At 44.5% G+C, this 9,277-nt stretch carries 8 protein-coding genes; 1 reads left to right on the top strand and 7 read right to left on the bottom strand.

Annotated elements, in window-relative coordinates; all coding sequences use genetic code 11:
* Positions 1-286 precede the first annotated feature (286 nt).
* On the top strand, positions 287-709 hold the full coding sequence (locus tag AACX68_RS03600) for a hypothetical protein (RefSeq protein ID WP_228860620.1): 423 nt from the start codon (positions 287-289) through the stop codon (positions 707-709).
* Positions 710-811: 102 nt separating this feature from the next.
* On the opposite strand, the gene AACX68_RS03595 is transcribed toward AACX68_RS03600, so the two are convergent.
* From AACX68_RS03595 to dppA, 7 genes are all read right to left on the bottom strand, one after another.
* Positions 812-2,281, bottom strand: coding sequence for an insulinase family protein (locus tag AACX68_RS03595; protein WP_228860619.1), 1,470 nt, complete (start codon positions 2,279-2,281; stop codon positions 812-814).
* A gap of 93 nt (positions 2,282-2,374) precedes the next feature.
* Positions 2,375-3,076 (bottom strand): HAMP domain-containing protein, encoded by a 702-nt coding sequence (locus AACX68_RS03590; RefSeq protein WP_228860618.1) that lies wholly within the window; start codon positions 3,074-3,076, stop codon positions 2,375-2,377.
* A gap of 190 nt (positions 3,077-3,266) precedes the next feature.
* Positions 3,267-4,292, bottom strand: a complete 1,026-nt coding sequence (gene dppF / locus AACX68_RS03585; RefSeq protein ID WP_228860621.1) for a dipeptide ABC transporter ATP-binding subunit DppF — start codon at positions 4,290-4,292, stop codon at positions 3,267-3,269.
* Between the two features lie 17 nt (positions 4,293-4,309).
* Positions 4,310-5,290 carry a dipeptide ABC transporter ATP-binding protein gene (gene dppD, locus AACX68_RS03580; RefSeq protein ID WP_099120320.1) on the bottom strand — a complete coding sequence of 327 codons (981 nt, stop codon included), beginning with the start codon at positions 5,288-5,290 and terminating at the stop codon, positions 4,310-4,312.
* A 9-nt stretch (positions 5,291-5,299) separates the two neighbouring features.
* Positions 5,300-6,223, bottom strand: coding sequence for a dipeptide ABC transporter permease DppC (gene dppC, locus AACX68_RS03575; protein ID WP_228860617.1), 924 nt, complete (start codon positions 6,221-6,223; stop codon positions 5,300-5,302).
* 10 nt (positions 6,224-6,233) lie between these two features.
* Complete coding sequence (dppB, locus tag AACX68_RS03570; protein ID WP_099109486.1) at positions 6,234-7,253, bottom strand: dipeptide ABC transporter permease DppB; 1,020 nt, start codon at positions 7,251-7,253, stop codon at positions 6,234-6,236.
* A gap of 141 nt (positions 7,254-7,394) precedes the next feature.
* Positions 7,395-9,005 carry a dipeptide ABC transporter periplasmic-binding protein DppA gene (dppA, locus tag AACX68_RS03565; RefSeq protein WP_228860616.1) on the bottom strand — a complete coding sequence of 537 codons (1,611 nt, stop codon included), beginning with the start codon at positions 9,003-9,005 and terminating at the stop codon, positions 7,395-7,397.
* Positions 9,006-9,277: the final 272 nt, after the last annotated feature.

The raw sequence follows: 9,277 nt of genomic DNA, 5'->3' as shown, positions 1-9,277 counted from the left end.
TCTTTTTTTAAAGCAGAACGAGGCGGTATCATGACGGCGCTACCTTGCAGAGATATACTGTGTCTACATTTTACTCAATTTTGTGGCTGTGAAAAGTTTTTAGAGGTTCCCAATACTTAATGACATTAAAATCAGACAAGATGATCTTGTTACCATATCTTATTATATTAACAATACGTGTATTTGTGAATTTTTTGGAAATATCATAGAAAAAGAATACACTCTAACAAACTGTCAGAAATTTTCATGGTTAATAAAAACTTCTGATGAGCCACCTATTACAATCATGACTATTTTGAAAGAGTGGGCTCAAGGAAATGATTTTCTATACTGGAAAAATAACAAATGCAAAGAATCTAAAAAATTATGGCTAACTGCATGTTTATACTGGCAACAAACTTTTTTACCAAAATCTGAAAAAACAATCCATGCTTCACTATATTTAGATGGAGTTAACAATTATCTTGATTTCTTTTGTATGCTTGGGGAGGCATTTTTTGGCAAAAGAGGATACATAGGTAAAGATTTTCATGGATTCGATGATTTATTGAGTAATTTAAGCCATAAAAAATCAGAAATTAATATTTACACTAAAAACGTTAAGAAGTTAAAGCAATTTTTAGAGAGTATTAGTCCTCCCGATTATAATTATTATGATATATTTATAGATATATTGATAAATAGAAATTGTAATCTTATCGAGAAATAAGGAAATAACTAAAACTGTATGTGAAGTAGTCATCACCTCCTATGGATGGAGGTGATTTAAAATTAACAATAAAAAAGCAGTTTGGGCTCTCTTGGGATAAGGTTAGTCTGCTTTTTTTATCGCTTCAGTTTCCTTCGGTTCTTCCGGCAATGGCCCTGGGCGCATAATCTGGTTAAAGCTATCCCTGAGCTGATTCACATCAATACCCGCTTCCCCTTTTGGCTGCACCAGAATAAATGAAGTTTCCTGAGATAACATCTCTTGTAGTTTTTTGTTTAACACTTGCGGTGTGAGGGAAGATAAAAATATCTGTCTCAGTCTGCTGTATTGCTCAGGAGCAATATCGATCACATTGTTCTGTTGGGAAATCAGGCGCTGATTAATGAGTACGTCTGTGTCTGTGCGAGCATAGACGGCGAAAAGATGCTGAAGTTGAATGCGCTTCTGCTTGTACAGCTCATCAAACTGCTCTTGTGGTAACCCGCTTTCACGTAGTGATGCCAGGGCGGAAGCCAGATAAAGTGTGGAATCCGTCAGTTTGCCTGATGAAGCGTTCAGGTTTAAGTAGCAGTTTGCCCGTTGATACACAACCCGGCAATCCAAATCCAGTTTGGCGTTATTTTGATTTTCTTCCAGCTTCAGTTGCAAATAATGGTAAAGAGCCTCACGGGCAAGTTCATTAGACCAGTGCTGAAATAGTGTCTGAGAATCATTAATCGGCTGCCAGTTCAGGTTCCAGGCTAAAGAAAGCCTGTCCTGTATGGCTTTCTCACTTTCTACTCCCAGTGTTTCTGTTTTTAATGGCAGCAGGATAGGAACCGCAACAGGGGTCTGACGTTTACCTTCTAATGATGAAAATACCTGATTAAGGCGCTCTGGCAATATCCGGCTATCCACATTGCCCGCAATATATAAAGTCATTGCATCCGGCGTATACCACTGCCGATAAAATGCTTCGACTTTTTTGACATCGACAGGGATTGATACATTCGCTCCGGGATCATGACCAATCAGCGTTGAACCCTGTAATCGTGTACGCCATACAGGATCATGTATGTCTGATGGTAAAGTTGCTACCAGATGCTCCGATGTTTTCATCGCCGGAGTTAATGTTTGCGGTGTGAATACAGCACCGCCTGCAATATCGGATAGCCAGATTAGCGCATCCTGCAATAATTCAGGCTTATTATTCGGTAAGCTAAGGCTATAAAGGGTGAAATCATAGGAAACTATGGCTGGCGGGAAAGGGTTTTTGCTATCAACTGCGTTGTGCCACAGATTTTCCAGTTTTTGTGAGGATAAATCTTTACTGGAAGAGAGAACGATTTTGGGTATGAGGTAAGTATAACCCTGCTGATAGCTTTTCTCCGCCAGAGATCCGGTTTTTACCATTAAACGCAACTGTATTCTGTCGTTCGGCCGTTGTGGGGTTTGCAGGATTTGCCAACTGAACCCATTTTCCAGTTTTCCCTGTTGCCAGGCAGGATCAGGCTGTAAAGTCTCTGCCTGAGCAAAGTAAGTTGTAGCCAGAATGGTGCCACCAATAAGATATCCGATTTTTTTGCATTGCATTCTCACTTACCCCTACCTGTTTAATTTTATCCTTGTCTGAACCAATAAAGATCGCAAACTGTTAGACCTTTATTCACCTTGTAAGGTTTCATTTCATCGAGACTTTTGCTTACTTATTTGGCGATTATAACCTTTTACCAGCAGACCCAATTCATCATCCTGATGACCTTTGGGGCAGATCATGGAAGCTGGCGGATGTTCTTCATTCAGTTCTCTCGCGATGTCACGTAACGGATGTATGATGATACGATTTACACACCAACTTACTGACACCGTAATAATAAGCGCAAGCAATAAGTAAGTCGTCAACATTAACGCAAGTGTATTTAATGCAAAGCGATACACACGATTGGAATCAACCTGTAGGATGAGATGCCCCTGCGATGCCAAGTCTTTTGATGAGATACCATAGACATGTAAAGGAATATTGATTTCTACAGGGATGCCGAAAACTCGCTTTGCCAGTTCTGGTATAGGCCGATGGGTTGCGAAATCCAGACTCATAATCCGGGTGTCATCTCTGGATATCAGTTCAGCCCGCCCTAAAATACCCGATGTTTTCAGCCCGATCAGTAATGTTTTCGCTGTATTGAGATCAGACCTCAATAAAGCATCTGTCAGGGGAGTTTGAATCTGAGCAGCCGCATTATGGAGTTGGTTAATATAATCATCTTTTCGCTGCTGCAACAAATGCGATAATTGGATAGTAATGAAAATAGCAAGAGTGACCAAAGTAACTCCAGTCACTGCCGCCATCTGTTTAATAGTTAACGAACGTTTGACACGCGATTTCATTTTATCCAAACCAGTAATTAACCAAAGACGGGCTATAACGCCTTATTAATGCGGCTGAGTATACTTGATTTTTATTCTTATCGTCTCGTTTAGATGAATACCCCGCCGTAATTGGCGGGGTATTAGAGACTAAAGGTTTAAATCAGCTACTGCGTAGACATTTGATACGTTATGCTACGGCCCGTGGCAATTACGCCGGTGGATTTTGATTCTGTTCTACTGCAAAGCAAGCAACAAGCCGCTCGCCGTATTGCTGTAATTTAGGCTGGAGCTGAGTACATGGGCCAAAAGCATGGCGGCAACGGGCTGCAAAAGCACAGCCCGGAGGCGGATTCATCGGACTGGGCAGTTCTCCTGTTAATTTGATACGTTCACGACGGAGTTCAGGATTTAAACGCGGTGTTGCAGACAACAGTGCCTGAGTGTAAGGGTGACTCGGGTTATTGAAAATCGTATGTTTATCGCCCTTTTCAACACAGCGTCCCAAATACATGACCATCACTTCATCCGCAATATGCTCAACAACAGAGAGATCATGAGAAATAAATACGTATGACAAACCCAGTTCTTGTTGCAAATCCATCATCAGATTCAGAACTTGCGCCCGTACCGAAACATCCAGCGCGGAAACAGGTTCGTCTGCAATAACGACATCAGGATTCAGCATTAATCCACGGGCAATGGCGATACGCTGGCGCTGCCCCCCAGAAAACATATGAGGGTAACGCTGGTAATGTTCAGGTTTTAGCCCGACTTTCTCCATCATTTGCAGAACTTTTTCTCTGCGTTCTTCTGAGGTCAGTGTTGTATTGATAAGTAAAGGCTCTTCCAGAATCTGCCCCACTTTTTTTCGTGGATTCAATGATGCATAAGGGTTCTGGAATACAATCTGGATTTTCTGACGTCGCAGTTTTTCCGCTTCTTTATCTGGCAGCAATAAATCCTGCCCAAGATAATACAGTTCCCCTTCTGTCGGCTTTTCTATCATAGTCAGCAAGCGCCCTAACGTGGATTTTCCACAGCCAGATTCGCCGACAACAGCTAGCGTTTTGCCTTTTTCCAGTTCAAATGAGACACCATCTAATGCTTTCACCATCCGCTCAGGTGAAAATATCCCCGTTTTAACAGGATAATATTTTTTTAACTCAGTCGCTTTCAGCAAAGGAACGGAAGTTTTTTCCTGCCCACTCGCGTTGTGAACAGCCTGTTTGTGCATCACCGTTTCTTGAATACTCATATCGTCGGCCTCCCCTTATCATCCAGCGGCATATGGCATTTAACCTGACGTTCTCCAACCAATTGCAATGCAGGCTCTACCTGATAGCAACGTTCCGTGGCATAAGGGCAGCGCGGATTAAGCAAACACCCGACAGGACGATCATATTTACCCGGAACAACACCCGGCAACGAGGCCAGACGGGCCTTGTCTACCGCAAATTCCGGTAATGCCCGCAATAATGCCTGCGTATAAGGATGGCGGGGCGCTTTGAATATTTCAGTTGCCTTCCCGGCTTCCACTACCTGACCTGCATACATCACAATAATATGCTGTGCGGCTTCGGCAACCAGCGCCAAATCATGAGTGATCAGAATCAGAGCCATATTCTCCTGCTGTTGTAATTCAAGCAACAGTTCAATAATTTGAGCCTGAATAGTGACGTCCAGTGCTGTTGTCGGTTCATCCGCAATCAGTAGTTTTGGCCGACAGGCAATTGCCATCGCAATCATCACGCGCTGGCTCATTCCTCCCGATAACTGATGCGGATAAACATCTAAACGGGAAGCGGGATCCGGAATGCCCACCAGAGTCAGCAAATCAATCGCCCGCTGATAACGGGTTTTGCGGCTGCCGCCCTGATGGACTTTCAACGCTTCCATGATCTGATAGCCCACGGTATAGCAGGGATTAAGGCTGGTCATCGGATCCTGAAAAATCATCGAAACTTCCGCACCAATCAACTGACGACGTTCTTTTTCAGAAATTTTTGTCAGATCACAGCCATCAAACTCCAGTTTTCCGGCCATCACTTTGCCCGGATAATCTATCAGCCCCATAATCGCCAGTGAACTAACAGACTTACCCGAACCTGACTCCCCGACAATACCGACAACCTGCCCCTGCTCAACGCTGTAGCTGATACGGTCAACGGCGCGGAATGGTGCATCTTCATCTCCGAAGTGCACCGATAATTGGTCTATATTCAACAATGCCATTCCATACCCCTACTGCTTGAGCTTAGGATCGAGCGCGTCACGCAGCCCGTCTCCCATCAGGTTAAATGCCAGTACTGTCAACAGGATCGCCAGCCCCGGAAAAGTAACTACCCACCAGGCACTCTGAGCGAATTGCAATACATCTGACAACATAGTTCCCCATTCTGGTGTAGGCGGCTGTGCCCCCATCCCCAGAAAACCCAAAGCCGCCATATCGAGAATGGCATTCGAAAATCCCAATGATGCCTGCACAATCAGAGGAGCAAGGCAGTTAGGCAAAATATTGATGAACATCTGACGTACTGCACCTGCTCCGGCAACCTGAGAAGCGGTCACATAGTCACGGTTGACTTCCACCAGCACTGCGGCCCTTGTCAGACGGATATAGTGGGGCAAAGCGACAAATGTCAGGGCCAGAGATGCGTTCACAATAGATGGGCCGAAAATAGCCACCAGCACCAGTGCCAACAGCAGGCTGGGCAAGGCCAGCATAATATCGACTATCCGCATAATGGCTGCGTCAACCGCACCGCCAAAATAACCGGATAACAGACCCAGAATAATCCCCATCACCAGCGACATCACAACAACCAGACAACCCACCAACAGGGAAAGACGTGCGCCATACATCAGGCGGGAAAGGATATCTCGCCCGACATCGTCAGTACCGAGAATAAATTGCCAGCTTCCTCCATCCTGCCACACCGGAGGCAACAGCAGAGAATCGCGGAACTGTTCAGCAGGGCCATGTGGCGCCAGTAGTCCTGCAAACAACGCGATCAATAACATCAGAATGATATAAGCAAGGCCAATGACTGCCCCTTTATTACGTTTAAAGTAATGCCAGAATTCCTGTATCGGCGTCATCATTTTTGGCGCACCTGATACTGTTTGCTCAGCACTTGATGCTGATTGTTCAGTAAGTTGAGTCATAATGCGCTCCTTATTTCTTATGCCGGATACGTGGGTTGACGATGCCATACAGCAGGTCAACCGCAAAGTTGACCAAAATGATCATAGTTGCCACCAGCAAAACTCCACCCTGTACCACCGGATAATCACGGCGCTGAAGTGCATCAATCAACCAACGCCCCAGCCCCGGCCATGAAAAAATCGTTTCGGTCAGAATCGCGCCCGCCAACATAACCCCCACTTGCAGACCAATCACCGTGACCACCGGCAACAAGGCATTACGTAGCGCATGAATGATAATGACACGCAAACGGCTCAGGCCTTTTGCTCGCGCAGTACGAATATAATCTTCGCCCAAAACTTCCAGCATGGATGAGCGGGTCATGCGCACAATGACCGCCAGTGGGATAGTTCCTAGCACAACCGCCGGAAGGATTATATGCATCACAGCATCGACGAAATCGCCGTCTTCTCCCCAAAACAAGGTGTCTATCAGCATAAAACCTGTCAGGGGATGACTGTCATCAAGAAACACGCTATCGCTTATGCGGCCGGAAACAGGAGTCAGGTTCCAATGAACAGAAACCAGCATGATGAGCATAATGCCCCACCAGAAAATGGGCATTGAATAGCCGGTCAGTGCCAGACCAACAGCGGTATGATCAAAGACAGAGCCACGCTTGACCGCCGCCAGCACTCCAACTGGAATACCGACAGAAATGGCGAATAACATGGCACAGATGCCTAATTCCAGAGTGGCCTGAAATCGGGGGACAAATTCATCCCATACGGGAATGCGGCTCTTCAGGGAGGAACCCAAATCACCATGTAGTATGCCATTGATGTAATGAAGATATTGCTCCCAAAGAGGCTTATCCAGCCCCATTGCTGCCATCAGTTCAGCATGACGTTCAGCTGAAATACCACGCTCTCCCGCCATAATCAGTACCGGATCACCGGGGATCATATGCACAAAAGCGAAAGTCAGCAGAGTAATACCAATAAACGTCGGGATCACTAATCCCAGACGCCGGAGGATAAATTGCAGCATATCCTGAATTCTCTTTTTAATTATTAATCACAGCTCTCAGGCTGTTTATGTATTACACAGACCTGCTTGCCTACCAGAGAAGAGTAACCATCCCCCGGGGAAATTCGGGGGATGGTAGTCATAACAAATGAAAAAACAGAATTATTCGAGGTCTACGTTGTAAAAGAGGTGCTTGCCAAGTGGGTCAACCACATAGCCTTTCACTTCCTTACGAATAGGTTCATAAACCGTAGAGTGGGCAACAATCAACGCCGGAACCTGTTCATGCATCACTACTTGTGCTTGCTTATAAAGCTCAGTGCGTTTGGCAACATCAGCTGTTTTACGGGCAGGTAGAATGATGTCTTCAAATTGTTTATCACACCATTTTGAATAGTTAGAACCCTGATCTTTAGCTGCGCAACTAAACAACGTACCAAAGAAATTATCAGGATCTCCATTATCCCCTGTCCAGCCCATCATAACGTTTTGAGGTTCACCATCTTTCGCCCGTTTCAGATATTCACCCCATTCATAACTGACTATTTTGGCTTTTACTCCAATTTTGGCCCAGTCCGCCTGAATTATTTCCGCCATACGGCGCGCATTCGGGTTATAAGGGCGTTGTACTGGCATTGCCCAAAGATCGGTTTCGAAACCATTCGCAAAACCAGCTTCTTTCAGCAGCTCTTTAGCCTTAGCCGGATCATAAGCATAATCTTTGATATCATCGTTATAACCCCACATTGTAGGAGGGATCAGGTTTTTCGCTTTCTGGCCCGCTCCCTGATATACCGCCTCAATAATGGCATCTTTGTTCACTGCCATCGTCAGTGCCTGACGCACTTTGAGGTTATCCATTGGCTTTTTAGTGACATTGTAAGAAAGATAACCGACATTCATCCCAGCCTGCTCTTTCAGGACAATATCTTTGTTCTGCTTCATACTCGCAATATCAGCAGGGTTCGGGTATGGCATGACCTGACATTCATTTTTCTGTAGCTTTGCATAACGAACAGAAGCATCAGGGGTAATAGAGAAGACAAGACGGTCAATTTTTGCTGGTCCTTCCCAATAATCCTTAAATGCCTTATAAAGAATACGGGAATCTTTCTGGTACTGTACTAACTGGAATGGCCCTGTACCAATTGGGTTCAGGTCGACTTTTTCCGGCGTACCCGCTTTCATCATGACATCAGCATATTCTTTGGAAAGAATTGAGGCGAAATCCATTGCCAGATTAGCGAGAAAAGGAGCTTCAGGACGGGACAACACAAAACGGACAGTATAGTCATCCACCTTCTCTATTTTATTGATAATATTCTCCATATCCATGCCGCTAAAATATTCATAGCCGCCACCGGATACTTGATGATATGGATGATTTTTATCCTTCTGCCTCATAAAGGTAAAGATAATATCGTCGGCGTTGAAATCACGTGTGGGCTTGAAATCTTTACTACTATGCCACCTCACACCCTTACGCAAATGGAATGTGTAGGTTTTACCATCATCACTAACGTCCCATCGTTCAGACAAACTGGGAATAATCTCTGTTGTACCTAATTTGAAATCCACCAGACGGTTATAAATTGGTCTGGCACTGGCATCAAAAGTGGTACCAGAGGTGAATAACTGCGGGTTAAAACCTTCAGGTGAACCTTCTGAGCAATAGACCAGTGTTTTTGCCTGCACACCAGCAGCTACAGCCAAAGAAACAAGACCAATACCCAATTTCAGTAAACCGGGCTTTTTCTTTTTGGAGAGAATCATTACATAAGCTCCGTTTGTGGTGTTTATTGTGCCTTAGCCAAGCCCAGAATTTCCTGCCTAAATATCACTGTCCCGGCCTGTGTTATTGTTTTCGATTATCAATTAAACAATTGTTATGACTGACGTCAATATAACCTCAGCAAAATATGAAACAATAGAAAAACACAAACGCAAAATAATATTAACAAAAATAGTTATAAACTATGACGCGAGACACACATGTAGAGAAAAACACTAAAAATATCACTTATATGAAGCATTACATCCTATAC

Source organism: Xenorhabdus sp. PB61.4 (genome assembly GCF_963894935.1).
Classification (GTDB): Bacteria; Pseudomonadota; Gammaproteobacteria; order Enterobacterales; family Enterobacteriaceae; genus Xenorhabdus; species Xenorhabdus stockiae.
The sequence above is the reverse complement of the archived record's forward strand: the minus strand, read 5'-3'. Positions and strand labels throughout refer to the sequence as shown.

Bases quoted from the DNA above. Each gene is read 5' to 3' on its own strand.
- AACX68_RS03595 (WP_228860619.1), bottom strand. From the start codon at position 2,281: ATGCAATGCAAAAAAATCGGATATCTTATTGGTGGCACCATTCTGGCT.
- dppC (WP_228860617.1), bottom strand. From the start codon at position 6,223: ATGACTCAACTTACTGAACAATCAGCATCAAGTGCTGAGCAAACAGTA.
- dppA (WP_228860616.1), bottom strand. From the start codon at position 9,005: ATGATTCTCTCCAAAAAGAAAAAGCCCGGTTTACTGAAATTGGGTATT.
- AACX68_RS03590 (WP_228860618.1), bottom strand. From the start codon at position 3,076: ATGAAATCGCGTGTCAAACGTTCGTTAACTATTAAACAGATGGCGGCA.
- dppF (WP_228860621.1), bottom strand. From the start codon at position 4,292: ATGCACAAACAGGCTGTTCACAACGCGAGTGGGCAGGAAAAAACTTCC.
- dppB (WP_099109486.1), bottom strand. From the start codon at position 7,253: ATGCTGCAATTTATCCTCCGGCGTCTGGGATTAGTGATCCCGACGTTT.
- dppD (WP_099120320.1), bottom strand. From the start codon at position 5,290: ATGGCATTGTTGAATATAGACCAATTATCGGTGCACTTCGGAGATGAA.
- AACX68_RS03600 (WP_228860620.1), top strand. From the start codon at position 287: ATGACTATTTTGAAAGAGTGGGCTCAAGGAAATGATTTTCTATACTGG.